Annotated in this window: 16 protein-coding genes; 9 read left to right on the top strand and 7 right to left on the bottom strand. The window is 69.6% G+C overall.

Annotated elements, in window-relative coordinates:
* Positions 1-9 precede the first annotated feature (9 nt).
* Complete coding sequence (locus tag ACI3KX_RS13805; protein ID WP_404910097.1) at positions 10-6,021, bottom strand: DNRLRE domain-containing protein; 6,012 nt, start codon at positions 6,019-6,021, stop codon at positions 10-12.
* Positions 6,022-6,566: 545 nt separating this feature from the next.
* Between ACI3KX_RS13805 and ACI3KX_RS13800 the strand changes: the two genes are divergently transcribed.
* Complete coding sequence (locus ACI3KX_RS13800) at positions 6,567-7,910, top strand: glycosyltransferase (RefSeq protein ID WP_404910096.1); 1,344 nt, start codon at positions 6,567-6,569, stop codon at positions 7,908-7,910.
* Between the two features lie 107 nt (positions 7,911-8,017).
* Here the strand turns inward: ACI3KX_RS13800 and ACI3KX_RS13795 are convergent, their stop codons facing one another.
* The gene (locus ACI3KX_RS13795) at positions 8,018-11,773 is read right to left on the bottom strand and encodes a LamG-like jellyroll fold domain-containing protein (RefSeq protein ID WP_404910095.1); all 3,756 of its coding nucleotides are present in this window, start codon (positions 11,771-11,773) and stop codon (positions 8,018-8,020) included.
* Between the two features lie 226 nt (positions 11,774-11,999).
* Between ACI3KX_RS13795 and ACI3KX_RS13790 the strand changes: the two genes are divergently transcribed.
* Positions 12,000-12,716 carry a CDP-alcohol phosphatidyltransferase family protein gene (locus tag ACI3KX_RS13790; RefSeq protein WP_404910094.1) on the top strand — a complete coding sequence of 239 codons (717 nt, stop codon included), beginning with the start codon at positions 12,000-12,002 and terminating at the stop codon, positions 12,714-12,716.
* 9 nt (positions 12,717-12,725) lie between these two features.
* On the opposite strand, the gene ACI3KX_RS13785 is transcribed toward ACI3KX_RS13790, so the two are convergent.
* Positions 12,726-13,925: a hypothetical protein gene (locus ACI3KX_RS13785; protein WP_404910093.1), complete on the bottom strand. Its 1,200-nt coding sequence runs from the start codon at positions 13,923-13,925 to the stop codon at positions 12,726-12,728.
* The gene (locus tag ACI3KX_RS13780; protein ID WP_404910092.1) at positions 13,922-15,061 is read right to left on the bottom strand and encodes a glycosyltransferase family 4 protein; all 1,140 of its coding nucleotides are present in this window, start codon (positions 15,059-15,061) and stop codon (positions 13,922-13,924) included. The genes ACI3KX_RS13785 and ACI3KX_RS13780 overlap by 4 nt, the downstream gene beginning before the upstream one ends.
* Positions 15,062-15,176: 115 nt before the next feature.
* Here ACI3KX_RS13780 and ACI3KX_RS13775 point away from each other — a divergent pair, with 115 nt between their 5' ends.
* The gene (locus tag ACI3KX_RS13775; RefSeq protein WP_363356502.1) at positions 15,177-15,731 is read left to right on the top strand and encodes a DapH/DapD/GlmU-related protein; all 555 of its coding nucleotides are present in this window, start codon (positions 15,177-15,179) and stop codon (positions 15,729-15,731) included.
* Entirely contained in the window at positions 15,728-16,840 is a 1,113-nt protein-coding gene (locus ACI3KX_RS13770) for a glycosyltransferase (protein ID WP_404910091.1), read from the top strand. The genes ACI3KX_RS13775 and ACI3KX_RS13770 overlap by 4 nt, the downstream gene beginning before the upstream one ends.
* Before the next feature lie 13 nt (positions 16,841-16,853).
* Here ACI3KX_RS13770 and ACI3KX_RS13765 read toward each other — a convergent pair whose 3' ends face one another.
* The gene (locus ACI3KX_RS13765; RefSeq protein ID WP_404910090.1) at positions 16,854-18,317 is read right to left on the bottom strand and encodes a hypothetical protein; all 1,464 of its coding nucleotides are present in this window, start codon (positions 18,315-18,317) and stop codon (positions 16,854-16,856) included.
* Between the two features lie 238 nt (positions 18,318-18,555).
* Between ACI3KX_RS13765 and ACI3KX_RS13760 the strand changes: the two genes are divergently transcribed.
* A complete protein-coding gene (locus ACI3KX_RS13760; RefSeq protein ID WP_404910089.1) occupies positions 18,556-20,157 on the top strand; it encodes a polysaccharide biosynthesis tyrosine autokinase in 1,602 nt (533 codons plus the stop codon).
* 4 nt (positions 20,158-20,161) lie between these two features.
* Complete coding sequence (locus tag ACI3KX_RS13755) at positions 20,162-20,725, top strand: low molecular weight phosphatase family protein (RefSeq protein WP_349425911.1); 564 nt, start codon at positions 20,162-20,164, stop codon at positions 20,723-20,725.
* A gap of 10 nt (positions 20,726-20,735) precedes the next feature.
* Here the strand turns inward: ACI3KX_RS13755 and ACI3KX_RS13750 are convergent, their stop codons facing one another.
* Entirely contained in the window at positions 20,736-22,619 is a 1,884-nt protein-coding gene (locus ACI3KX_RS13750) for an endo-1,3-alpha-glucanase family glycosylhydrolase (RefSeq protein WP_363356497.1), read from the bottom strand.
* A gap of 385 nt (positions 22,620-23,004) precedes the next feature.
* Between ACI3KX_RS13750 and ACI3KX_RS13745 the strand changes: the two genes are divergently transcribed.
* Together ACI3KX_RS13745 and ACI3KX_RS13740 are read left to right on the top strand one after the other, a co-directional pair.
* Entirely contained in the window at positions 23,005-23,742 is a 738-nt protein-coding gene (locus tag ACI3KX_RS13745) for an SGNH/GDSL hydrolase family protein (RefSeq protein WP_363356495.1), read from the top strand.
* 143 nt (positions 23,743-23,885) lie between these two features.
* A complete protein-coding gene (locus tag ACI3KX_RS13740; RefSeq protein ID WP_349425908.1) occupies positions 23,886-24,359 on the top strand; it encodes an adenylyltransferase/cytidyltransferase family protein in 474 nt (157 codons plus the stop codon).
* A 44-nt stretch (positions 24,360-24,403) separates the two neighbouring features.
* Here the strand turns inward: ACI3KX_RS13740 and ACI3KX_RS13735 are convergent, their stop codons facing one another.
* On the bottom strand, positions 24,404-25,561 hold the full coding sequence (locus tag ACI3KX_RS13735; RefSeq protein ID WP_363356493.1) for a glycosyltransferase family 2 protein: 1,158 nt from the start codon (positions 25,559-25,561) through the stop codon (positions 24,404-24,406).
* A gap of 150 nt (positions 25,562-25,711) precedes the next feature.
* Between ACI3KX_RS13735 and ACI3KX_RS13730 the strand changes: the two genes are divergently transcribed.
* The gene (locus ACI3KX_RS13730; protein ID WP_349425906.1) at positions 25,712-25,969 is read left to right on the top strand and encodes a glutaredoxin domain-containing protein; all 258 of its coding nucleotides are present in this window, start codon (positions 25,712-25,714) and stop codon (positions 25,967-25,969) included.
* The last annotated feature ends 134 nt before the right edge of the window (positions 25,970-26,103 follow it).

Genomic DNA, 26,103 nt, shown 5'->3' with positions numbered 1-26,103 from the left:
CTGGGTGCTCTACGGCACCGCTGTGTAGGTGAGCGTCAGCGTGGGGCGATACGACGCGTTGGTGGCCTCTCGCGACCAGATACGCACGTTGTCCGTCCCGGCCGTGCTCGACATCCGCATCGTGATCGTCTGACCCGACAGCCCCGCGAGGTCGGCTGCCTGGATGCTCACCGTGTAGGCGGTGTTGGTGGCGCCGGCCCCCGTCAGCTCCCCGATCACTCCGGACGAGGTCTGAGTGAGACGCGTGTTCCACGTCAGGGTCGCCTCGTCCCATGGCCCGGTCATCAGGTGGAAGACATGTGCGTTCGCGGAGGCCGCTGTGGAGTCCGTGGACGTTCGCACCGACAGCGAGGCGGACGTCAGCTGCATCCCTGCCGGTGCGGCAGGGAGGGCGAACGACAGGAACGACTCGATCCCCGTGCTGAAGCGGGACGACAGCTGGTTGGTCGTGCCGTACGTCGCCGCAGCGTTGCTCGCCGCGGCCATCGTGTCGGCGCTGGTCACGATCGCCTGCACGACGGGCGGCACGACCGGCGGAGCGATGGTCGCCGAGACGGCGGACGAAGCCGCGCTCACGTTGCCGGCGGCATCGCGCGCGGTCACCCGGTAATACCAAGTGCCCGTCGGGCGCCCGTTGTCGGTATAGGAGGAAGCGGTGACGTCGGACAGCCGCGACGACGGGTCGGCGGCGAAGTCCGCAGCGGTCCCGCGGTAGACCGTGTAGCCGGTCACACCGCTGTTGTCGGTGGATGCGTTCCATGCGAGCCCGACGTCGGCGTTGCCGGCGACGGACGCGACCAGACCCGTGGGCACCGAAGGCGCCTCCGTATCGGGGCCGGCGACGGGTGTGAAGGTGAGTCTCACAGACGGCCGATACGTCGCCGATGTCGCCTCCGCCGACCAGAGCCGGACGTTGTCGGCGCCCGCGCTCGACATCCGGAGCGTCACGGTCTGGCCGAGGGCCGATGCGAGCGGGCCCGTGGTCAGCGCGACCGTGTAGGGGGTGTTCGTGGCCGTCGCGCCGGTGAGGCTGCCCAGTGCCCCCGACGTCGCCGTCAGCGGCCTGTTGTTCCAGTTCACGGTGGCTTCGGTCCACGCTCCGGACATGAGACGGAACTCGTGCGCGTCCACGGAGGCCGCCGTGCCGTCGGTCGACGTCCGCACCGAGAGGACGGCGCCCGTGAGCGCCGTGCCCGCGGGAGCGGCCGGAAGCGGGACGGCGAGGAACGACTCGATCGCACCCCCGGTCCCGCGCGACGACAGTTGATTCGACGTGCCGTAGAGCGTCGTCGGAGCCGACTGCGCCACCATGGCGTCGTCGGTGATCGGCACCGTGATCTCGACCGGTGTGCCGCCGTTGGCGAGGATGGTCGCGTATACGCTTGCCGACGCACCGCTTACGTTGTTCTCCGCGTCCCGCGCCGTCACCTTGTAGTACCAGACGCCCGGCGTCCGGCCGTTGTCCGTGTACGACGGCGCGGTCACGTCGGCGATCTTCGAGGAGGCGTCCGGCGCGAAGCCCGCACTCGTCCCTCGATACACGGCGTACCCGGTGACCCCGACGTTGTCCGCCGCGGGCGACCAGGTGACGGTCACATCCGCGTTGCCGGCGACGGAGGTCGCCAGCCCCGTCGGCACCGTCGGTGCCTGCGTGTCAGGACCGGAGGCGGGCGTGAACGTCAGCCGCAGCGAGGGCCGGTAGGCCGCCACCGCCTCGGCGGACCACAGGCGTACGTTGTCGCTGTTGGCGCCCGACATCCGGAGGGTCACCGTCTGCCCGAGGAACGAGGACAGTCCGTCGGCGCCGAGGCTGACGGTGTAGGCGGCGTTGAGCGCTGTCGCGCCCGTGAGAGTGCCGAGCACGCCGGTCGCCGTCGTGGTCGGGCGGTTGTTCCACGTGACGGCGTCCTCGGTCCAGGCGCCTGTCACCAGCCGGAACTGAGGAGAGTCCGTCGTCGCGGCGGTGCTGTCGTTCGATGTGCGGACCGACAGCACGGCGCTCGTCAGCACTGTCCCGGCCGGTGCGGCCGGCAGCGGCAGTCGGATGAACGACTCGATCGTTCCGCTGGTTCCCCGCGCCGACAGCTGGTTCGACGAGCCGTACAGGGTCGTCGGAGCCGACTGCGCCACCATCGCGTCCTCGGTGGGCGAGAGGGTCACCTCGACCGCCTGCGACGGCGGCTGGATGGTCACCGAGGCGGACGCTGGGGCGCTGACGTTGCCCGCGGCATCCTGTGCGGTCACTCGGTAGTACCACGTGCCGGCGGCACGCCCCGTGTCCACGTGCCCCGGCGTCGTGACCTCCGCGATGCGGTTGCCCGCGCTCGGCGTGAAGTCCGCCACGAGGCTGCGGTACAGCACGTAGGAGCTGACGCCGCGGTCATCGGTCGAGGGGTTCCACGAGAGCGTCACGGTGGTTCCGCTGGACAGCGTCGCCGTGAAGCCGCCCGGTGAACTCGGGGCGGTCACATCCGGCGGGACGATCGTCAGCATCGCGGTGTCCGAGGGCTGACTGACGTTGCCCGCCGCATCTCGCGCGACGACGCGATAGTAGTGCGAGCCCGCGGAGAGCCCGCTCTCGCTGAACGACGTGCCGCTGACGGTGCCGACCAGCGTCCCGTCGGCGATCGAGAAGCCCGGGGCATCCCCCCGGTAGACCATGTAGTCGATCACATCGACGTTGTCCGCGGACGGCGCCCATGTGACGGTCGCGCCATTCGCCCCCGCCTGCGTCGCGGCCGGGCTGGCGGGTGCCGTGGGGGCGTCGATGTCGGTGACGAGGAGCTGCCTGGGCGCCGACGGCAGGCTCTCGTTCTCGGCGCCGTCGACCGCGGTCACCCGGTAGTAGTACGTGCCCAGCGCGGGGGCGTCCTCGTGGTACGAGGTCGTCGCCGTTGTCGCGAGGAACGAATCGGCGTCGGGCGTGAAGTCGGCCGACGTGCTCCGGTAGACGCGGTATTCCAGCACGCCGGTGCTGTCGGTGGATGCCGCCCACGACACGTCCACCCCGCCGGAGCCGTGGGTGGCGGTGAGGCCGGAGGGCGTGCTCGGGGATGCGGCGTCCTGCACCCCGAGCGCGTAGTGGCGGGCGATCTCGTTGGCACTCAGGCCGCCGTTGTACACGGCGAACTCGTCCAGCGCCCCGCGGAAGTACGAGTTCGAAGTCGCGCCGGGCCAGCTGCCGAGGTTGCCGCCGCCGATGCGCCAGTACCCGCTCGTCGTATCCGCGCCGGTGATGCTGCTCTGGGCGACGAGCACGCCGTCGACGTAGAGCTTCCGGCCGGAGGAGTCCAAGACTCCCACCGCGCTGTGCCAGTTGCCGTCGGCGTAGCCGAGCGGGCTGGTCACGACCGCCGCCGAGCCGACCCACGAGCCGAAGACGAGATTGCCGCCCGCGGTCATGTACAGATGCTTGTCGTAGTTCGTGCCGTTGCCGGTCTGTGCGTTCTCGAATCCGAACAGCTTGCCGCCGGCGGTCGTGGTGTTGAACCAGATCTCGCCGGTGAAGGCCGCCGAGGGCGTGAGCGTGGCCTGCGTGGCGACCGTGCCCTGCTGTGTGCCGGGGGTCGTCACCGCCGGGTCGCCGGGGATGATGCCCGGCTGACCCTTGGTGACGCCGTTCCGGTACACCCCCGGATAGGTGCCGAAGCGGGCGGCGTCGGCGGCAGTGGTGCCGGATGCGTCACCGAGGCGCCAGTAGAGCGTCGGGTCTGCGGCGAAGACGCGAGTGCCGTAGGCGTCGGCGGGAGCGTGGTTGAGATCGAGTTCTCGGCCCGCCGCCTCATAGTGGTCGGCCACGTCGCCGGCGCCGAGTGCCGACGAGTAGACGGCGGTCTCGTCGATCGTGCCCGCGAAGAAGTTGCTCGTCGGGCGGTTCGGCCAGCTCGAGAGGTTGTCTCCGCCGACGTGCCACACCCCGTGGTAGGACTGGGCGACCGCGTTCGAATTCTGCGCCACGCGGACGCCGTCGACGTACAGCGCCATCCCGCTCGCGCCCTGCGTGCCCACGACGTGGTGCCACGACCCGTCGTTCAGCGCACTGAGCGAGGTCAGGGTCACCGTCGAGCCGGTGTATGCGCCGAACACGACGCGGCCCGTGTTGGTCATGTAGAGGTGCCGGTCGTAGCTGCCGCTGAGCACGGTCGCCCCTGTGTCGGTGCGGGGGCGCCCGCTTCCGAATCCGACGATCTTGCCGCCTCGAGTGGTCGTCGTCCTGATCCACGTCTCGACGCTGTAGGTCGTCGGCGCGGGGGCCAGTCCCTGGTGCCAGACGTAGTCGTTGGCCCCGTCGAAGACGAGTGATCCGCTGGGGTCGCCGGCGACGGGGGTATCGGCCGAGACCGCCGCGCCGTTCTCGAGCACGCCCGGCTGGCGGCTGGTGTTCGTCGTCGCGGCGGAGCCGTCCTGTACCCACGAACCCGTCGTGTTCCCCTGCCAGTAGATCGCGGGCGCGTCGGAACGGACGGATGCCGCGTAATCGGCCGCGGGTGCGACCGCGGTGGCGGTCGCCACCTGCGAGAGCACCGAGCTGTTCGTGCCGTCGGTCGCTCGCACCCGGTAGGTGTAGGTCTGTCCCGCGACCACATCCGTGTCGACGAACGTCACCTGCGGGCGGTTCCACCACACCGATGATGAGGCGCCGCTCCAGATCGGGCTCGAGGAGTTGTTGCGGAAGACCTGATACGTGAGGTTCGAGTCGTCGTCGTCGATCGAGGTGCGGATCCGGACGTCGATCGACCCGCTGCTCTGAGCGACCGCCGATACCGTCGGCGCCGGCGGATTGCCGGTGTCGGTGGTCCCGAAGCGCGTCAGGTGGTCCTGCGGCGCACCGTTGATCGTGGTGAAGTCGCCGCCGCTCCACATGAACTGCTGCCCGGTCGACCTGCCGGTCGCGATGACGAGCGCGCGCGGGCCGATGTTCTCGCCGATGCCGTCGTTGGACTTGGGATCCCACGCGAAGTGCGACCCGTCGACCGCGCTCTGCGCGAGGAAGTAGTGACGCGTGCCGTCCTGCTGCGCATTCACCGAAGCGCAGTCATGACCGTGGCTCACGGAGTAGAGGGTCGTCTGGTGCTGCACGGTCATCTGGGTGGCGCCGAGGCACGTGTCGCGCCAGAGCTGGTCGCCCGTCGCCCACGAGAACGCCGCGCGCCCGTCGAAGACACCGCCGCCGCTGCCCTCGTTCGAGATGTAGAACCTGCCGTCGTCTGCGCTGAAGATGTGCTTGGTCACCGAGGTGTTCGCAATGAACCCGGCCGGATAGGTGCGGATGTTCGCACCCGTGACCGCGTCGACGATGGCGATCGAGTGCGAGTACGCGCCGTTGACCGAGAAGAAGTCTCCGCCGATCGCGACCTTGGAGCCGTCAGGCGAGACGCCGATCCCTCGGCCGATGTCGTCGACGTTTGCCGTCCACGGAAGCAGAGCCCCGGTCGTGACATCGACGGCGGCGAACCGCTGGCGTGCCTCGCCGCCCACCGTGAGGAACATGCCGCCGAAGTACATCGTCGTGCCCTTCACGGCGATGGTGTGCACGATCGAGGAGATGCTGGGGGGCCGGAAGCCCGTGACGGTGCATGTGCGGACGTCGATCTGGGCGATACGCCCCGTGGACACACCACCGACGTTCGAGAAGTTCCCGCCGATGTAGACGGTGTTGCCGTCGGGCGCCGCGATGGCCGCATAGACCGCCGGTGTTCCCCCGGCCAGCGAGAGACTCAGCTGGCACGCGTCGGCGCTGCCTGTCTCGGCGTCGAGGATCGCGAGGGCGTTCACGGCGACCGGCGAACCCGAACCTCCTTCGGGCGGACGCAGCTCGCTGAACGTGCCCCCCGCCACGACCTTGCCGGCCGATTGCGCGAGCGCGTACACCGTTCCGTTCGTCTGCCATGTCGGCAGCTCGTCGGCGCTGAACTGAACGCCGGGCGAGAGGGCTGCAGCCGGTTCGGGCGGTGTGACCGCGACAAGGCCGACCACGAGCGCCGAGGCTACGACGACACCTGCCCAGACACGTGAGACCATCGGTCACACCCCCAACGCCCACAGACGTATCCGTGGGCCATCCCAGAAGCACCGCCGGGTTCCCAGTCGTCGAGCTCGGACGCTTCCCAGTGCGTCTCTCGGCATTCGGGACGATGCAAGGCACACTGTACGCCTCCGTTCCGGCTTTGTCTCCAGGGATCTGCTGCGCGGGGGCTCCGGCGCGTGACGGGGCCCGCGCCTCCGACGGAACGCCGAGTGGATGCGTCGCGTTCGGACCGGCTATTCCGCGCGACGCGGTTGCGTTGTATGGTGTGCCCGAGATCGTCCCTCACCGGCAGGCGAGGGACGCTGACGGCCGTTGAACCCGAAACCGACGGCCGAAGAGACCGCGTTCCGCGCCGGCAGGCGAGGGACGCTGACGGCCGTTGAACCCGAAACCGACGGCCGATGGAGCGCGCTGGGGAGCGCTCTCCGAGATGCGTCGTGACGATGTCGTCGCGCGCCCGCTGGGGGGAAGTATGGCTGGGGAATGGCGCCTCGGCGCCCGATCGTCACGCGTATCGGCGTCGCCGGAGACGGCGAAGATGCCGCGACCGTTGACGACGGCTGCGAGCGCCGCCGCGTCGGGGGGTGCGACGAGACGTCGAACAGCGCCCGGAGTGCTCTTCGTCGGCATCAACTACGCACCCGAACCGACGGGCATCGCGCCCTACACGGAGGGCATGGCGTGCGCCCTCGCGGCGCGAGGATGGCGCGTGCGGGTCATCACCACGCATCCGCACTATCCGTGGTGGAAGGTTCAGGACGGCTACGGTGGCTGGACCCGCACCGAGACGCGGGATCTGGTCGACGTCACGCGACTGCGCCACTACGTGCCTCGACGTCACACCATGCTCCATCGGGCGCTCTCGGAGCTGACCTTCGGGCTCAGGGCGACCTTCGCCGGTTGGCACCGCCCCGATGCCGTCGTCCTGGTCAGCCCCGCGATGATCTCCTCCCGGCTGGCCGCCGTCCGTGCTGCATTGACGGGCGTACCGACGATCGTGTGGGTGCAGGACATCTACACGCTCGGCGCGCGGGAGACAGGTGCCGTGTCGCATGGCGCGGCGGGGATCGCCGCGCTCGAGCGCGGGCTGGTGAACTCCGCCGACCGGGTCGTGGCGATCCATGACCGATTCCGCCGGGTGCTCCAGGAGGACCTGTCGGTCGCCACGCCCGTCGACGTCGTGCGGAACTGGTCGCACGTGAGAACGGACGGCGCCGGACGGGACAGCGTGCTCCGCCGGCAGCTCGGCTGGGCGGACGATGACGTCGTCGTGCTGCATGCCGGCAACATCGGGGCGAAGCAGGGACTCGACAACGTCGTCCATGCCTCCCTCGAGGCGGCTCGCCGCGGATCCCACGTGAAGTTCGTCCTGCTGGGCGACGGGAACCAGCGCCACGCGCTCGAGGCGATGGCGTCATGCTCACGACTGCAGTTCCTCGATCCGCTGCCGGACGGCGCCTTCGAGCGTGCGCTGGCCTCAGCCGACATCCTCCTGGTCAACGAGCGCCCGGGTGTCACCGAGATGGCCGTCCCCAGCAAGCTGACGACGTACTTCGCCACAGGGCTTCCGGTGATCGCCGCGGTCGACCCGTCGAGCATCACTCACGACGAGGTCTGCGCCGCCGGAGCCGGCCCGTGCGTCCCTGCGGGCGACCCGGACGCACTGGTCGACGCCGCCGAGCGGCTCGCGGCTGACCCCGTCGCCGCACGGGCGTTCGGCCGCGCCGCGCAGAGCTATCGGGATGCGCATCTCGGCGTCGACGCCGCGGTCGCCTCCTTCGAGGCGACGATCCAGGCGGCGATGGTGTCGGGTCGGCGCGCGTCGGCCGGCGCACTCGCCGGTTCGCGGAGCCGCGGGCACCGCCCGGTCCTCCACCACTGACGGACGACGGACCCGGACGCGGCGTCCTTTCACCGGCCGGCGACCCGCGGGTCGCCCACGGCCGAGCCGGCGGCGGAGCGCTCGCTCCGCCGCCGCCTCTCCCCCGCTCAGGGTGTCGTGTACGTCAGCGTCAACGTCGGTCGATAGTCCACTGGCGTCGCCTCACGAGACCACAGCCGCACGTTGTCGCTGCCCGCCGGACTGGACAGTCGCAGCGTGACCGATGTGCCGGCCAACGGTCCGAGGTCGGCGGCGGACAGGTTGGCGATGTAGGGACTGTTCACCGCCGTCGCTCCCGTGAGCTGCCCGAGGACAGCAGCGCCCACGCTGGTAGGACGGTTGTTCCAGGTGATCGTGCCCTCCTGCCACGTGCCGCTGACGAGCCGGAACTCGTGGATGTCGGTCGATCCGGCCGTCGAATCGTTGGACGTCCGCAGCGAGATCGTCGCCGAAGTGAGCACCTGCCCGGCCGGCGCTGCCGGCAGGTCGAACCTCAGGAAGGACTCGATCGTGGTGTTGAAGCGCGACGATATCTGGTTGGTGGCTCCATAGGCGAAGGCCGGGTTGATGGCCGCGGCCATCGAGTCGGCGGTCGTCACGATCGTCTGCGTCGTGGGTGGAGCCGGTGGATTGGTCACCGTGGCGCTCGCGGCGGCCGAGGCCGCACTCACGTTCGACGATCCATCCCTCGCGGCCACCTTGTAGAACCACGTGCCCTGCGGCCGAGCGCTGTCGGTGAAGGTCGTCTCCATCACGTCGCCGATCCGAGAAGCGTCGTTCGCGGTGAAGCCGGCCGTCGTGCCTCGATAGACGAGGTATCCGGTGACCCCGACGTTGTCCGTCGAGGCACTCCAGTTCAGGGTGACGTTGTTGGCGCCCTCGACGGTGGCCGTCAGTCCCCCGGGCACGCTCGGCGGCGTGTTGTCGGGAGCCACGATGACGACGGATGCCGCGTTCGACGCACCGGAGACGTTCCCGGCGGCGTCGCGAGCGGTCACCTTGTAGTACCACGTGCCCTCCGAGAGCGGCGTGTCGTGATACGAGGTGCCGGCGATGTTCGGCTGGATGAGGGTCTCCATGCTCGGCACGAAGCCCGCATCCGAGCCCCGGTACAGCGCATAGCCCGTCACCCCGGCGTTGTCTGTCGAGGCCGTCCAGGAGACGTCGGCCGCCTGGCCCGCCGCGACGGCGTTCACTCCCGTCGGGACGCTCGGCGCCACACCGTCGACGACAGTGACGGGAGCGGAGGCCGCGGAGGCCGCGCTCACGTTGCCGGCGCCGTCGAAGGCGACGACCTTGTAGTAGAAGGTGCCAGGAGGCGGTGCGACGTCTTCGAACGTCGTGCCCGCGACCGTCCCACGGAGCGTGTCGGCCGCGGGGGTGAACCCGGCGGTCGTCCCGCGATAGACCCGGTACCCCGCGACGCCGACGTTGTCGGTCGAGGCGGTCCAGGTCACGTCGACGTTCGCTCCGTCGAACGAGGCACCCACCCCTTGGGGCGTGCTCGGAATCACCGCGTCGACGAAGCCCGTCCCGACGCTGAAGTGGTTCTGCACCTGCTGTGGCGACAGCGCCTGGTAGTACACCGCCGTCTCGTCCAGCTGGCCGTCGAAGTAGCGGTTCACCAGGGCGTTGCCGGCGCTCGGGTAGCCGTTGAGGGTGTCACCGCCGACGTGCCACGTGCCGTTGTAGGTGCCGCTGCCCGTCGTGGCGTTCTGCGCCTGAAGGACTCCGTCGACATACAGCCGCATGCCGCCCGGCCCCTGGGTGCCGACCACGTGGTGCCACTGCCCGTCGTTGACCGCCGCGAGGCTCCGGAGCGTCGTCGTTCCGAACCCGGCGCGCACGCCGAACCGCAGGAACCCGGTCCCGTTCTCCATGTACACCACGCGGTCGACCGTCCCGCTGACGCGATCGGTCCCGTTGTCCGAACGAGGGCGCCCCGTCGACGATCCGTAGTTGGCGAGCGCCCCACCCGTGGTCGACGTCGTACGGAGCCACGTCTCCACCGAGTACACGGTGGGTCCGGGCGCGATGACGTCGTTCCAGATGTACTGCGGCAACCCGTTCGGCTGCGTGTCGGTGAACGTCGCACTGCGGCTCGCGTCGTTGGGGATCGCCCCCGCGGCGGTGCGGTTCACGCCGTTCTGCGCGAGGCCGTTGAGCCCGACGACCGTCGGGCCGGCGCTGTCCACGACCCACTGCGCGTTCGCCGTGTCGTCGTAGCGATAGAAGAGCCGTGGCTGATCGGCGATGACCGTGGATGCGTAGACGGACCCTGTCGCCGATGCCGTGACCGTCGCCGTCCCCGACAGGGCGCTCTGATTGTTCGCCCGGTCGATCGCGCGCACGCGATACGTGTAGCTCGTTCCGGGTGTGACATCCGTATCCACGAAGGTGGCCTGGAAGCGATACCAGTGCTTCGACTGGGCCACGCCGGTCCAGACGGGAGTCGTCGTGTTGTTCCCGCGATAGACGGCGTACGTGATGTCGGAATCGTCCGGATCGTAGATACCTCGGATGTTGACCTGGACCGCGTTCGGAGTGATGGCGCGTGCCGCGAGAGCCGGGACCGCCGGGGCGCCCGTATCCGTCGGGCTGAATCGCGTCACGCCCTGCTGGTTGGCGCCGTTGACGCGGGTGAACTCCCCGCCGACCCACAGGTACGGCGTGCCGTTCGTGCCCGGTCCGATCGCGATCGAGCGCGGGCCGATGCCTTCGCCGGTGCCGTCGTTCAGTTCCGGAAGCCAGCCGATCTGCAGCTGCGTCGGGTCAGTGGCGTGACTCACCGAGAGGAAGGTGCGCCGCCCGTCCGGGAACATCCCCATCGCCGAGCAGTCATGGCGATGGTGCGCCTCGAACAGCAGTCCCTGATACGGGACGATCGCCTGTGTGGCGCCGGCGCAGTTGTCGCGCCACGCCTGGCTGTAATCGGACCAGTTGTAGGCGAGGGCGCCGTCGAACCCGGCGAATCCCTCCTGCGCCACGAAGAAGCGCGTCCCGTCGGAGCTGATCATCTTCGTCCGCGAAGTGTTGCCGACCGTGTTGGCCGGCCACGTGCGCAACACCGCTCCCGTCGTCGAATCGACGACGGCGAAGCTGTGGGATGCCGATCCGTTGATGTCGAACCAGTCGCCCCCGATCGCAAGCCTGGTGCCGTCCGGTGAGAGCTGGAGCGCATCCCCGCGGGCATTCTTGTTGGGCACGACCGTGGTGCTGTAGAGCTCCTCCGTCACGCCGGAGGCGTTGGCGACGAAAGCCGTCTGCAGGGCTCCTGCGCGGTTGACCTTCGCGAAGCTGCGCCTGCTCTGCCCGCCGACCGTCTGGAAGACGCCACCGAAGTAGACCGCGTCGGCGGCCGGCTCGATCTCGAGCACATAGCTGGAGATGCCGCTCACCCGGAACGGCGTGACCGTGCAGGTGGCGACGTTGATCTCCGCGAGCCGGCTCACCGCGACGCCGCCCACGCTCGTGAACTGGCCGCCGATGAAGACCGTGTTGCCGTCAGGCGCCGCCTTCACCGCGTAGACCGCTGCCGTACCGCCGCTGAAGGCGACCGGCAGCTGACACGCGTCCGGCTCCCCTGTCGCGGCGTTCAGGATGGCCAGGCTCTGCAGACTTCTCGCAGCGCCTGACTGTCCTGCGCCCGGGCGGATCTGGCTGAAGGTCCCCCCGACGACTGCCCTGCCGCGGGATATACCGACCTGCCAGACCACGCCGTTGGTCTGCCAGGTCGGCAGCGCATCGGCGCTGAACGGCAGATCAGGCGAGAGGGCTTTCGCCTCTTCGGCAGGTGGTAGAGCGATCAATCCGATCGCGAGCGCCGCAACAGCGGCGAGGCTCGCGAAGATGCGAGTACGCACGTCAACCCCGATTCCCAGAATTCGAGACCGGTGTCGCACATCCCCAGTGGATCACCGGTCGCCCACAGGCTCCCGTCCGCGGGCACACGTGCTGTCGCTGCGATTTCGGCATCATCGTCGGGTGCAACTTGCCAGTACGCTTGACCGAGGAGTTTACACGACCATGCGTCAGACGTCAGGGTAGAGTCCGATACTCGTACCGGAGAGTGCGGGGACAGTGGGGGACATGTCCGGCCTGACCTTTCGCGAAGCCATGGATTCCTTGTCGAGCTCGCAGAAGAGCCGCGTGGGCGTCTCGCTGTATTCGCGCTACATCAACCGTCCCGTAGGGCGGGTTCTTGCGGCGGCTGCCGCCTCCACCGGGGTCTCCCCCAACGGCGTGACCGCCGTCTCGGCGTTCTGCACCGCCGCGGGCCTGATCGTGCTGGTGCTCAGCCCCGCCGGCTGGGTCACGGGTCTGGCTGTCGCGATCCTCCTGGTGCTCGGCTTCGCCCTGGACTCCGCGGACGGCCAGGTCGCCCGACTGACCGGGCGCGGCAGCCTCGCGGGCGAATGGCTCGACCACGTCGTCGATTCGGGCAAGATGGTCGCCGTCCATGCCGCGGTGCTCGTCGCGGCGGCGACGCAGGGGCTCCTGACGGGGGCGTGGCTCTTGATCCCGCTGGCCTACATGCTCGTCGCGGTCGTGCTCTTCTCGGGAATGACGATCTTCGAGCTGCTCCGCCGGACGCGGCCGCACCCCGCCGATCCGCCGAGATCCCCTTCGGCGATCCGCGCGTTCGGCCTGCTCCCGGCCGACTACGGGGTCCTCGCCCTCGCCTTCCTCCTGTGGGGGGCATCGCAGATCTTCTTCGTCGTCTATGCCGCCCTCGGAGGCCTGACCGCTCTCATCACGGCCGCTCTGCTGCTCAAGTGGTTCAGGGTTCTCAAGCGCACCAGCTGACCGACGAGACTACGGCGCCTCGCGTGTGTCCCGTCGGTAGTAGAACAGCGCCACGGGGACGAACAGGAGCGGAGCCGAGACCGCGTTCGCACCGAATCCGAGCACGAGGCTCCACTCGTCGCCTCCCAGCACGTAGCCGATGAGGAACCCGGCCGTGGTGGCCACGGCGATGCCGATGCGCACCAGCGTCACCGCCGATTGGTGATCGAGCACCCGCAGCACGATGCCGTGGATGCCCGCCCACCCCGTCAGGATCGTCGACGCGCCGACCAGAACGAGGCCGAGCAGGAGGTCCGCGCGTTCCACACCCGCAGGGGCCCAGCCGCTGAACCAGACGACGCCGACGAGGAACGCGACGCCGGCGGTGGCGAGGAGCCCGAGCCGGATGCTGGCGCGCCAGCCGCGTGCGATGATCGCCGACGCCCGCCGGTAGTCGACATGCGTGGCGCCGTCGGCGACGATGTTCGTCGTCGTCGCCGCGAAGGCCAGATTCAGCGGTCCGAGCAGGGTCTGCGCGAGCCGGACTCCGCCGATGAGGTCGTTCGCGCCGGAGCCGGCGAGCACGAACAGGGGCACCGAGACGATGAACTGCCCGACGGCGAAGTCGAGCGTCTGCCAGGCAGCGGACGACCGGTAGCTGCGGTAGGGGTAGACCCCCACGCGCAACGGGACCTGAGGGAGCACCACGGCAGCCGCGATCGCGCACGATACGCCGATCGCGAGCATGAACGACAGCGGCGTGGCGGCGAGAACAGGCAGCGCCGTCGCCGAGACGAGCGTCACGCGCACGGCGTCGCCTGCTGCGACGGCCCAGCGCCGGCTCGAGCCGATGGCGCGATATCGGACCCAGTCGTAGAACACCGGGACGGCGCCGGCGACACCGATGATGGCCGCCTCGCCGGCAGCGACCCCGCCCGAGCTGATCGCGATCGCGCCCACCGCGAGAGCCGACAGCGACGAGACGACGAGCATGTACCGCGCGGGCACGAGCGCATGCGGGTCGGTTCGCTGGAAGATCAGTGCGGGTTGGAAGAGGGCGGCTCGGGATCCTCCGACCGCGAGCGCGCTGGCCAGCGTGATGATCGAGAACGAGGTGAACGCCGCGGGATCCATGCGGACCGCGGCGATCAGGATGGGGAGTGCTCCCGCGGCGCTCGAGAGGATCTGCGCGACCGTCAGCGGACGGGGGAGCCGAGAGCGGCGGCTCATCTCGCCGCCGCTCGAACCGCGGCTTCGAGGTTGGCGCCGACGGCCTCGACGCTGAATCGATCCGGGGGTGCGGCGGCGATCGCCAGCTGCTCCGCCAGGTGCGCGTCGTCCCGCAGGAAGGTCGCGAGGGCGTCGGCCAGCGCTCGCGGCTCGACGGGATCGACGGCGACAGCGGCAGCCCCCGACGCGATGATCTCCTCGGCCGCCCCGTCCCGCGTCGACAGCACGACGGGACGCCGCGCGTTGACGGCCTCGAAGCCCGCGAGCGAGCGGTAGTCGCCCTGCGTCGGACAGATGACGACGTGCGCGCGAGCGTAGTCCGCAGTCACCTCGTCGTGCGGTCTTCGTCCGAGGAAGCGGACCCTCTCGACCAGCCCCAGGTCGCCGACCTGCCGTTCCAGCGCCGCGCGCTCCGGTCCGTCCCCGACGACATCCAGCGTCCAGTCGCGTACGTGCTCGGGGAGGGCGGCGAGCGCGGCGAGGAGGAGGTGAAGCCCCTTCCTGCGCTGAAGGCTGTTCAGGAACAGGAAGCGCACGGGACCGCCGTCGTCGAAGGCCGGCGGCGGATCCCCCGGCTGCGACGTGAGGTACGGCCCGACGCGCAGCCGCCCGGCTCGGATTCCGAGGCGCTCCCGCGCGTAGCGCGCGGTCCGCTCGTTGCTCACGAGCACGATGTGCGACCGACGGGCGAAGATCCGCTTCACCGTCGTCGCGAGCCGGCCCTCCGCCCCGCCGCGGAACGACGGCTCCGACTCGATCAGCTGCACCACGCGACGTCGCCGGAGGTGTGCCGTGGCGGCCGAGACGAGTGCCGTGGGAGTGAACTCGACGACGATGACGACATCGGTCGGACGCCGCAGCATCCGCCAGATCGCTCGGGGCGTCGGCACGCGGAGGTTGCCCGTGTACGTGTACTCCCCCACCCGGCGGTCGCGTCGACGCACCCAGAAGCGCAGGTCCGCAGCGAGCGGAAGCTCCGGGTATCGCTCGAGCGGATAGCCCTCTCGAACGAGGACGGTGGCGTCGGGGAACCTGCTGGCGAACTGCCCGAGCACGTCACGGAAGTAGGCCAGATCGTCGCCGAACCCGAAGGCGCCGCTCACCCACACCGCTCGCAGTCGATCGGACCCTGTCACCCCGGCCCTCCCTCGACGGTGTGATGACCGCGACAGCAGTGAGCGGTCCGCGAGGTGCGTGCGTGTGATCATATCCGCTGACCCACGGAAATCACGCGTGGCTAGGATGTCGCCCATGGGGGGACGACGCAGTCTTGCCGGTTTCACGGGCGCCGGCTACGACAAAGGGCGCGGCATCGCCTGGCAGGCGGCCTGGCAGCTCGCCTCCAGCCTTCTCGTCATGCCCTGGTTCGTGCCGGCCAAGGTTCGCGTCAGGGTGCTGAGAGCATTCGGCGCCAGGATCGGCGAGGGCGTGAACCTCCGTTCCGGCGTTCGCGTCCACTGGCCGTGGAAGCTCGTGATCGGCGACGACTCATGGATCGGCGAGCGCGTGTGGATCCTCAATCTCGAGCCGGTGACGATCGGCAGCGACGTCTGCCTCTCGCAGGGCGTCTTCCTCTGCACCGGGAGCCACGACCGACGCTCCCCGACGTTCGAGTTCGACAACGCGCCGATCACGGTCGAGGACGGGGCGTGGATCGCGGCGCGGGCGACGGTCCTGCGCGGCGTGAGGGTGGGCCGGGATGCGGTCGTCGGCGCCACGGCGCTGGTCACATCGGACGTGCAGCCGGAATCCATCGTCCTCGCGCCCCGCGCATCCGTCCGCGACCCGGTGGAGCCGACCACGTGAAGATCCTCGGAGTGGTCACGCTGCTCAGCCCGTCGGGCGAGTACGGCGGACCGACTCGGGTTGCGGTCAATCAGCTCCGCGCACTCCAGGACCGTGGGCATCAGGTCGTGCTCACCGGGACGCACCGTGGGTTCGACGGGGAGGTCCCGACCGAGATCGACGGCGTGCCGGCCAAGCTCTTCCCGGCCCGGACCCTCCTGCCGCGGACCGGGTTCGCCGGACTCGGCTCCCCCGAGCTGTGGCGGGCCGTCCACCGCCACGCCCGGGAGTTCGACGTCGTCCACGTGCACGCGGCGCGCGACCTCGTGACGCTTCCTGCGGCGCTCATCGCGCTCCGACGCGCGGTGCCGATCGTCGTGCAGACGCACGGCATGATCGACGAGACGAGCAATCCGCTCGCCGTTCCCCTCGATCTGGCGTTGACCCGGCCCGTGCTGCGACGAGCGCGGATCGTCGCCTACCTGACCTCGCGCGAGCGCGCGTCGCTGGAGGTCGTCTCCCGCGGCGAGGCTCGACTGGAAGAGCTGCCCAACGGGGTTCCGCGGGAAGCGGCGGCGGCGGCAGCAGCGTCAGTCGGTCCGGCCAGGGTGCTCTATCTTGCTCGTCTCGCGCCCCGCAAGCACCCGGTCGCGTTCGTCGAGGCCGCGGCGCGCGTCGCAGCCGAGTTCCCCGACGCCGCCTTCGCGCTCGTCGGACCGGATGAGGGCGAGCGTGCATCGGTGCTGAAGGCGATCGCCTCGTCGGGAGCGCCCGATCGCATCGCGTGGGAGGGTCCCGTCGGCATGAGCGGGGCGGCAGCGCGGATGCGGCAGGCCACGCTGTATGTCCTGCCGAGTGTCGACGAGCCCTACCCGATGTCGGTGCTGGAGGCGATGTCGGTCGGGCTGCCCGTCATCGTCACCGACACCTGCGGACTGGCTCCGTTCATCGGTGCGCACGATGCGGGCCTCGTCACTGACGACACGGTCGAGAGCCTCGCCGACGCGCTGCGCATCCTGGTCGCGGATCCGGAGCGCGCCGCGGCCATGGGCGCGCGCGGTCGGGGTGCGGTGCGCTCGGAGCGCAGCATGGATGTGATCGCCGAACGTCTCGAGCGTTTCTACGGGTAGGAGCGCCTGCCCCTCACTCAGCGCCTGGCGCACGCTGATTCGGTGCGTGGGCCGATCCCGTGGCGGCGCCGTCGGGCGTGAGCTGCGGCGGCGGACCCGGGTCGGGGCCTGCCTCCGCCGGTTGCCGGCCGCCGATGACGAAGACGATGCACAGGACGGTGAGGAACAGCGCCCCGGTCGCCTGCAGCAGCGATCCGCGCAGGAGGATCGTCATGAACACGGGCAGGATGCCGCCGACGATCGCCCAGACGCCGCCGACTCGCAGGGCAGGCACGATCCGGCTGTCCATCGCACGAAGCACCAGTCCGAGGAGCAGGAAGCCGACCACGACGGCGATGATGCCGCCGTTCACCAGCGCCTCGGCCCAGGTCGGCGCCGACAGGTTGTCGAAGGTGTACCCCCGGTACTCGGCCAGGAGGATGCCCGTGTCGGTGGGCTTGTTCGGCCAGAGGGCTCGAGGGACCCAGAAGAGGACGCTGCCGGCGAACTGGCTCATCGGTGCGACGAGACCGTCCACCCAGTAGGACAGCGCATTGGCGACCTGCCAGAACGCGTCGTAATCCGGATTGGACAGGTACTCGTCGAAGAAGCCCGACCGGGTGCCCGTCGCCGCACCCGCGCGGCGGAATGCGTCCGCGATCGGGAAGACGAACAGGAATCCGGCGATCGCTGCGAGCATCGTGATCCGTGCCCGCCTGCGCGTCCGCACGGCGCCGGCGTAGACGGCCAGAGCGAACACGACGGTCCCGAAGGAGTACCTCGCGCTCGTGATCGGATTGACGATGAGGAGGAGGATCACCGCTCCTGCGATGGCTCCGGTGAGCGCCAGCCGACGGCTCTGGGCGCTGCTCGCGGTGCGACGCAGCTGGGCCAGGGCGCCGACCGCGACCAGCAGCGGATAGATCCCGCTGGCGAAGACGATGCTTCGGACCGCGGGGTCCGGCCACGCGGCGGCACGCGCCGCGGCCGCCGCATCCCGGCTTCCGAGCAGGGCGATCGCGCCGAGCCGCCACAGGACGTAGCCGCTCAGTGCGACGGAGATGACGAACAGCGCGACGGTGCGCCAGCTGCTGACCGGACGCACGACCAGTGGCCTTCCCGCCGTCCGCCGGCGCCCCTCGCGCAGCATGAGCAGCAGGCGTCCCACCTCGTAGCAGAACACGCCGAGCAGGACCACCCCCGCCGTCGGCATGTCGAGCCCGGTGTCGACCCCGGGCGTCGTCGTCGATGTGAGCCCGGACAGGATCTGGGCGGTCGGAGCGATGCCCATGAAGATGTAGACGAACAGCCAGAAGAAGAAGTCGAACAGCCTCGGCGTTCCGCGCACCCAGAGCAGCGAGAGACGGATGCCGGCCCAGACGAGGAGTACGAGTGTGACGATCCAGGCGTCACTGCGTGGCAGATCCGCGACATCGGCGATCAGGAACGCCGGGACTCCGACCGACAGGACCGCCAGGGATGCGACGAGGAGAAGCATGCGCAAGCCTCGTCGCAGCTCGTCGTCCCCCGCTGCATCGGGTGCGCGGTAGGCGACTCGCCTGCCGTCGGATCCCTCGCGGCGCGGCCCGGAATGCGACAGCTGATCGGTTCGCGTCATCGGCGCCGTCCACGAGGATTTCGGAAGGAGCTGAGCGCCCAACCGAGAGATATAGCATTATAAGGGGATTGGGGAGAATTTCGGTTCGTTCTACCCCTCGGCGTGATCGGACGAGGGTATGGAAACCAGGAGTCTGCTGCGACTCATCCGCCACCACTGGGCGGTTGTCGTGTCGTGCATCCTGCTCGGCGTGCTCGCAGGCTGGACGCTGGTCGTCTCCACCCCCCGCGAGTACACCGCGAGCGCCGACGTCTTCGTCACCGTGACCGGCGGAGCGAGCACCGGCGAGCTCGCGCAGTCGTCGAACTTCTCGCAGCTGCAGGCGCGGAATTTCAGCGCGATCGCCACCCGCGAGGTGGTGCTCGCCCCCGTCATCGAGTCCCTCGACCTCGATGTCACGATCTCGCAGCTGCGCCGGCAGGTGTCGACGTCGGTGCCCCTCAATACGAGCGTCATCACCATCTCGGCGACGGACGAATCGCCGGCTCGAGCCGCCGCCATCGCCAACTCGGTGTCGAAGTTCCTCGCAGAGGTCGTCCCGTCGCTCACGCCGCGTGTAGACGGCCAGTCGCCCGTCCGGCTGCAGGTGATCGAGTCGGCGAAACCTCCGACAGCGCCGTCGTCGCCGAATGTCCCCCTCCTGCTGCTCACGGGCCTCCTCGCCGGACTCGTCGCCGCGACGGTCTTCGTCGTGCTCCGGGGCGTCGTCGATGCCCGCGTCCGCGACAAGGAGCAGGTCACCGAGATCACCGGGCTGCCGGTGCTCGGGGTCATCTCCTTCGACCGCCGCGCACAGCGGGATCCCATCGCCGTGATCAAGGCCGGCTCCCGGCGCGGCGAGGAGTATCGACAGCTGCGCGCCAACCTTCGCTTCCTGCAGCCCGGGGAAGTCCACAAGGTCTTCTCGGTCACGTCTTCCCGCCCCGGCGAGGGCAAGAGCGCGACAGCGGCCAACATCGCCGCCGCGCTGGCCGCATCTGGTCTCGCGGTCTGCCTCGTGGAGGCCGACCTGCGCCGACCGACTCTGGGCGACCTGCTCGATCTTCCGGAGTACTCCGGGTTCACCGACGTGCTCACCGGAGACATCGCGTTGGAGGACGCCATCGTGAGCTGGGGCCCCGACGACCTCAAGGTCCTCCTCGCCGGTTCTCGGCCGCCCAACCCGAGCGAACTGCTCGAGTCGACTGCGGCGAGCGCGGCACTGCAGCGGCTGCGCGAACGCTTCGACGTGACCATCATCGACTGCCCGCCCATCAATCCTGTGCCGGACGGTGCAGTGGTGGCGCGCCTGCTCGGTGGCGTCATCCTGGTCATCGGGGCACGGGTGCTCCGCGTGCGGGAGCTGCGTCGGGCGCTGGACCGCTTGACCTCCCTGGGGACGTCGGTCGAGGGGGCTGTGTTCAACATGTCCCGATCGCGAGAAGACCACCGCTACGAGTACGCGCCGGCCAAGGCGCCGGTGCGCCCGACCGAGGACGCCGTCGCGAACGCTCCGTCGAAGGCGGCGCAGGATGCCGGGGCCGCGGACGACCGTTTCATCAGCACGACAACGGCCCCACCGCGGAAGTCGGAGGATCTGGACGCCGGCGACCACGAGCCGGCCGTCGAGGGCGACTGGCCCCCGGACGAAGGGTCCGCCCAGCGAGCGGGAAGGCGCCGCTCGGCGTCGCCTGCCCACTTCCCCCCGCTCAGCGCGGTCGAGTCGCAGCGCGAGACCTGACGCCATGAGCGACGGACGGGGGTCGATCCTCTTCGTCTGCACGGGGAACGTGTGCCGGTCGCCGTACCTCGAGTGGGGACTGCGGGCAGCGCTCGCGTCCGCTCGTGGTCCCGTCATCCGGCTGACGTCGGCGGGTGTCGCACCGCTCCTCGGCCACCCGATGAGCAGCTACCTGCTCGAGCGCCTCCAGACCAGGGGAATCGACGCGTCGGAATTCAGGGCGCGAGCGCTGACGGAGGGGATGGTGGCACGGGCAGACGTCGTGCTCACCGCTTCACGGGAGCATCGGGGACTCATCGTCCGGCAGATGCCGGCGGCGGCGACGCGGACGTTCACCGTCCTGCAGTTCGCACGCCTCCTGCGCGCCGGTCGCGCATCGCGGAGCGCGGGTGCCGACCTGCCCGCGCTGGTGACCCTCGCCCAGCAGGCGCGTGGCCCGGCGGGCGCCTCGACGGAGCATGACGACATCGAGGACCCGTGGCAGCATTCCCGCCGGGTCTATGCGCGGAGCGCCGCGAAGATGGACGAGGTGCTCGAGGAGATCCTCGAGCACCTCGTCTCGCGATGAGCCGCCGGTGTTACCAGCTGCTGGCCGCGTAGTACTGCAGGTCCTGCACGTACGGCGTCGACACGACCTGGTGCGGGGAGGTGAGGGACTCCGCCGTGGCACCCGACCGGACGATCTTCGCCGACACGGTCCCCAGTTTCAGCGGCACCGTGTAGGCGGAGACTCCCGCCGGCGCCGAGAAGCTCGTGGTCGTGCCGCCGACGGTGATCTGCACCGTCGCTGCGGAGGGCAGCCACACGAGGGCCTCGACCGAGTCGCGAGCCGCAGTCGAGGTGCCGTCGAGCGCAGGGGCGCCCATCAGCGACTGCGAGTACGACGGCTTCGCGTCCACGAACTGCGTGCGGTGGGTGAGCACGATGGCATCCGACGTGATCGCCGGCTGCGAGCCCGTGTGGAACCACGAGGTGTAGTACCGCGTCAGATCCAGGAAGGCCGAGCCGTGGTCCTGGGACGGTGCGACCTGAGTCGACTCGCTGTAGTCGTTCCAGGTCACGAGCTGGACGTAGTCCGCCTTCTGGGAGATCGCCTTGCTCCACTGCGCGCGCACGGAGGCGGTGTTGTTCGCCTCAGCCCACGACAGCGACCGGTAGCGGACGTCCTGGACCGCGACCGGCGCCATCCACGTCTTGCCGAGGGCGTGGGCACGTGCCACGTTGTCCGCGCTGTTCAGCGTCGTGCGCTCCGTACGCGTGCCCCAGTTGCCGAAGCCGTCGGCGATGGGCGCGTAGGCCTTGAGGTTGGCGTCGCTCGCGTTGTTGAACACGGCCTGGAACGAGATGGGGAGCCCGTACTTGGTCTCCAGCAGGTTGATGACCTGCGTCCACCACGAGACCGATGCGCCTTCCGCCTTGAAGCTGGACAGCACGTACTCGCCATCCTCCTTGTAGGCGGAGCCGACCTGGTAGAGCTGGCTGAGCAGTGAGGCTGCCGTCTCGGGAGTGTTCGAGGAGAAGCTCGAGGAGCCGTCGACCATGGGCACGACGGCGAACCCGCCGACCTGCGCGGCTGCCTTCATGACGTTGACGGAGGCATCCCAGTTCTGGCCGCTCGAGCTCATGAGGTTGAGCGTGAAGCCGTCGATGCCTGCGGACTTGGCCTGCCGGACCTCCGTGGCGAAGTTGTCCACTCGCCAGGTCGTCGAGGTCGACACTCCGGGCGAGATCGGCCGGTCGCGCAGGAGGCCGCCGACGGAGGCGAACTTGCCGCTCTCACCATCCGGGCTGAGGTAGTTGCGGGTGTAGTAGTCGCTCGACTCCGTCTTGTTGTCGATCGACAGCGGGTACGGCACGAAGTAGTGCGCGAACACGAGCGGGCCGTCGGCGGGGGTCTCGGCCGGAGTCGTCGGGGACGGCGCGGGCGTGGGTGTGGTGGACACCGGCGCCGTGCTCACCTCGATGCGGGGTGCGTCGCTGTTGAAGCGCTCCATACGAAGCTGAATGTAGCGCTGGCTGTAGTTCAGTGCCAGGGCGAAGTCACCGGTGGTGGCGACGGAGCGGACGTCGAGCGGGATGCGGAGCGTCTGACCCTTCACCGCGGTCGCGCTGGGCTGCGACGCCGCTGATCCGGTCGGTCCCGGCTGGTTGTCGTGCGTCAGCGAGGTGGACTTCCACGAGGCGGAGGTCGGGTACGCGACGACTCCGGGAGCGGTGGCCGTGGTGCTGTTCACCTTCACCACGAGCGTCGCCGCGGTGACCTGGCGTCCCGCGAGCGCGTCGCCGTCGAACTTGAGGTAGGTGCGGTCGGAGGTCGCGGTCGCGCTCAGCAGACCGGACTGCGGCACGGTCGGCTGGCGAGTCGTCGTCCAGGCCGAGTCCGAGGCGGTGAGGACGACCTCATCGGCAGCGGTGGCGCTGTCCGCGCCCGTGGTGAGCGGGATGATGGCGCCCGCCACCATCGCGGCGATGACGAAGCCCCCCAGTGCCTTCGCGCGGCGCGCGAGGCCGCGAGGCTGGCCTGTCGAAGGCTGGTTTCTGAGGCGGTGGCGTGGGGATGTTCGGAGGTTGTGAGTGTGGGGAGATGTCACGGGTGGCTCTTGTCCTTCGTGGTTGATCGGGGCGGGCTGCGCTGCGACCCCCATCGCGGCGCGATCCCCCAGACGAATACGTCACGTTAGCCGCGGAGCGCGTGCCACTCCTAATCGAGAGCGCGTATATTAGGCGATTCTCAGAAACGGCCGCACCCGCGACACGGCAGATGCCGCGAGATCGTTACCGATTTTCGGTAGGATCTCCTCGTCGGCCGGTGCCCGAACCAGGCCGGGTCTGTCTGCGGGGACGGCCATGCGAAAGCTCGGTAGAGATGTCGGCGGCATGCCGCTGTGGGCGCTCACGCTCGTGGTCGTCGCGGGCATCGTCATAGCCGCGTTCCTGAGCAGTGGAGTCATCGTGCGCGGTGAGACCCCTCGGTACACGCCCCCCAGTGACGCCGCGTCGCCGACGATCCCCGCGCCCATGCCGCTGGCCGTCTTCATCGGAGACTCCTACACGCAAGGAGCGGGAGGCGGTGGCGTTCGCTGGCCGACCCTGGTCGGGGACGCGCATGGCTGGGACGTCGACAACCTGGGCCTCGGGGGAACGGGCTACATCAAGACCTCCGACGAGAACGGCTGCGGCCGCCCGTACTGCGGGACTTACGGCCAGACGATCGACGAGATCGTCGGCTCGCCGAAGTACATCGTCGTGGCCGGAGGGCGCAACGACATCGGGCTCCCGACGGCCGACGTCGCCGCTGCCGCCGATGGGCTCTTCGGTGAGCTCCGCGAGCGTTACCCGGACGCCATGATCTTCGTGATGGCTCCCTGGTTCGACGACGATGCGCCGCCACCCTCCGCGGGGGAGTTCGCGCAGGCGATCCAAGCGGCGGCGCTCGAGAACGAGGTCGTCTATCTCGACTCCGGCCAGCCCTTGTTCGGCAGGACCGACCTCATCTCGGCGGACGGGGTGCACCCCAACGCGGCGGGCTATCAGGCTCTCGCGGCGGCGGTCACGGCGGTCCTCGATCCTCAGCTGGCGCCCTAGGCATCGATACCTGGGCCGCGATCGCCCCCATCCACACGGCGCGCACGACGGAGGCTCGGCCCTGTCGGTGCGGCCAGGTCTGCTGTAGGGTTCGGCGTACAGACCCGGCGTGTGGGACGCCGCGGGATTCACATGGGGGAATCATGGCTGTACGCATCGGCTATGCCGCCGGGGCATTCGACCTCTTTCACGTCGGACACCTCAACATCCTTCGGCACGCCAAAGAGAACTGCGACTTCCTCATCGCGGGCGTCGTCAGCGACGAGATGCTCCGGCTCGTGAAGAAGGTCGATCCGATCATCCCCACCGCCGAGCGCGTCGAGATCGTCCGGAGCATCACCTACGTCGACAGCGTCCACATCGAGGACGTGCCCGACAAGCTCGAGACGTGGCGACAGCTGCACTTCACTCACTTCTTCAAGGGCGACGACTGGCGCGGCACCGAGAAGGGGGCCCAGTTGGAACGGGAGTTCGCCGAAGTGGGCGTCGAGGTCGTCTACTTCCCCTACACGGTGCACACATCGAGCACCGCGCTGCGCCACGCCCTCGAGATCATGGCCGCATCGCTCGCCCATGACGAGGTGCTGCCCGGTGGGCTCGCCGTCTCGCATGGCTGAGCAACGGGCACGGCCGGCGGACGCGTGCCGCGGCATCCGCTCTCCTACAGCTCGCCGGGCTGCATGACCTCCTGGTCGATCTCCTCGACGAGACGGCGTGCACGCGAGGGCGCGACACCGGGCTTGCGGGGTGCGTAGACCACGAGCGAGTGGAACAGGAAGCGTACGAAGAACGCCAGCACGAGGGTGATCGCCGTCGCCACGACGGCGGAGATGTGGCCGGTCGACACCATCACCGCCACGATCGGGATGCGCACCAGCGCCTCGGCGTTGTTGAACGTGAAGGACTTCGCGAACCGCAGCCACACGCCTGACGCGTTGTCGCGCATGTCGTCGAACACGAAGCGCTCCTGCAGCAGGAAGTTGCCGACGATCGTCACCTCGGCGGCGACGATGGCGGCGAGGATGTAGTCGACGCCCAGCTGGGTGAGCGCCCACACGATCGCGACGTTCGCGATCGCACCCAGGCCGCCGATCACCGCGAACAGCGACATCTTGCCGAAGCGCAGGGCGGTCAGCTGGGTGAGGAAGTGCAGCCCCTGCCGCACCGACGCCTTCGACTCGCCGGCGTGACGGTCGGCGAAGTCGAACGGCACCTCGGCGATGCGCATCGGCCGGCGCGCGAGGATCTCGAGCAGGATCTTGAAGCCGCGCGGCCGCAGGAGAGCCTGATCGACGCTGCGCCGGTCGATGAGGAAGAAGCCGGTCATGGGGTCGGTGACATCGCGCAGCCGGATCGGGAACATCGCGCGGGTCACCGCCGTCGACGACTTCGACACCATCACGCGCGTGCGATCGGCGAGGCCGTGCGCAGTGCCGCCGCCGGCGTAGCGCGAGGCGATCACCACGTCCACGTCGCCGTGCGAGAACCGTCGCCACAGCTCGGGGATCTTCTCCGGCGGATGCTGCAGATCGCCGTCGATGACCAGGCAGGCGTCGGACGCCGCCGCCGCGAACCCCTCGAGCACCGCGCCGCCGAGTCCGCCGACCGCCTTGTCGCGATGGATCACGCGCACCGGCAGCGGGGCGTCGGCGGCCACATCGCGGATCACGTCGGGGGTGGCGTCCGTGCTGTCGTCCACGAAGACGATCTCGGCGTCGATGCCGCCCGGGACCGTGTCGAGCGCGGCGGCGACACGGCGAACGAGCTCCGCCACGTTGGGAGCCTCGTTGTACGTCGGGACGATGATCGACAGCTGCATTGCCGCATATCCTCCCATGCAGCGCTGAACGGGGAGCAAACGGGTGCGGAGAGGATGCCGCCGACCGGCGCGGAAGAACCGCAGTCGAGCGGTCGTGGGCGCCGCCCGGCGTCCGGCGCCTGCCCAGGATCGCCGGGTGAGAATGGAAGGATGACCTCCCCCTCGACCATCACCATGTTCGGCGCGGACTGGTGCCGCGACTGCGTCCGCACCAAGAAGCAGCTCGACGAGCTCGGCATCTCGTACACCTACGTGGACCTCGTCGCCGATCCCTCCGCGGCGGACGTCGCCCGCGACATCTCGGGCCGCACCAACATCCCCGTCGTCGTGTACCCCGACGCCTCGCACCACGTCGAGCCGTCGAACGCCGACGTCGAGACGAAGCTGCGCGAGCTCTCCCTCATCTGACGCCGTCGCGGCGCGTTTCGTCTCGCACGTTCGTCGCTCGCTCAACGACCGGGGCAGGGGCCGCACGCACACACCCGGTCGCTGCGCGTTTCGTCTCGCTCGTTCCTCGCTCGCACAACGACCGGGCCAGCGGT

Source organism: Microbacterium sp. ZW CA_36 (assembly GCF_044987475.1).
Lineage (GTDB): Bacteria > Actinomycetota > Actinomycetes > Actinomycetales > Microbacteriaceae > Microbacterium.
This window is presented reverse-complemented; position numbering and strand designations above follow the sequence as displayed.

What these genes read in the sequence shown, in the direction of transcription:
- ACI3KX_RS13805 (WP_404910097.1), bottom strand. Translation starts at nt 6,021, where the DNA reads ATGGTCTCACGTGTCTGGGCAGGTGTCGTCGTAGCCTCGGCGCTCGTG.
- ACI3KX_RS13800 (WP_404910096.1), top strand. Translation starts at nt 6,567, where the DNA reads ATGCCGCGACCGTTGACGACGGCTGCGAGCGCCGCCGCGTCGGGGGGT.
- ACI3KX_RS13790 (WP_404910094.1), top strand. Translation starts at nt 12,000, where the DNA reads ATGTCCGGCCTGACCTTTCGCGAAGCCATGGATTCCTTGTCGAGCTCG.
- ACI3KX_RS13785 (WP_404910093.1), bottom strand. Translation starts at nt 13,925, where the DNA reads ATGAGCCGCCGCTCTCGGCTCCCCCGTCCGCTGACGGTCGCGCAGATC.
- ACI3KX_RS13775 (WP_363356502.1), top strand. Translation starts at nt 15,177, where the DNA reads ATGGGGGGACGACGCAGTCTTGCCGGTTTCACGGGCGCCGGCTACGAC.
- ACI3KX_RS13765 (WP_404910090.1), bottom strand. Translation starts at nt 18,317, where the DNA reads ATGCTTCTCCTCGTCGCATCCCTGGCGGTCCTGTCGGTCGGAGTCCCG.
- ACI3KX_RS13760 (WP_404910089.1), top strand. Translation starts at nt 18,556, where the DNA reads ATGGAAACCAGGAGTCTGCTGCGACTCATCCGCCACCACTGGGCGGTT.
- ACI3KX_RS13755 (WP_349425911.1), top strand. Translation starts at nt 20,162, where the DNA reads ATGAGCGACGGACGGGGGTCGATCCTCTTCGTCTGCACGGGGAACGTG.
- ACI3KX_RS13750 (WP_363356497.1), bottom strand. Translation starts at nt 22,619, where the DNA reads ATGGTGGCGGGCGCCATCATCCCGCTCACCACGGGCGCGGACAGCGCC.
- ACI3KX_RS13745 (WP_363356495.1), top strand. Translation starts at nt 23,005, where the DNA reads ATGCGAAAGCTCGGTAGAGATGTCGGCGGCATGCCGCTGTGGGCGCTC.
- ACI3KX_RS13740 (WP_349425908.1), top strand. Translation starts at nt 23,886, where the DNA reads ATGGCTGTACGCATCGGCTATGCCGCCGGGGCATTCGACCTCTTTCAC.
- ACI3KX_RS13735 (WP_363356493.1), bottom strand. Translation starts at nt 25,561, where the DNA reads ATGCAGCTGTCGATCATCGTCCCGACGTACAACGAGGCTCCCAACGTG.
- ACI3KX_RS13730 (WP_349425906.1), top strand. Translation starts at nt 25,712, where the DNA reads ATGACCTCCCCCTCGACCATCACCATGTTCGGCGCGGACTGGTGCCGC.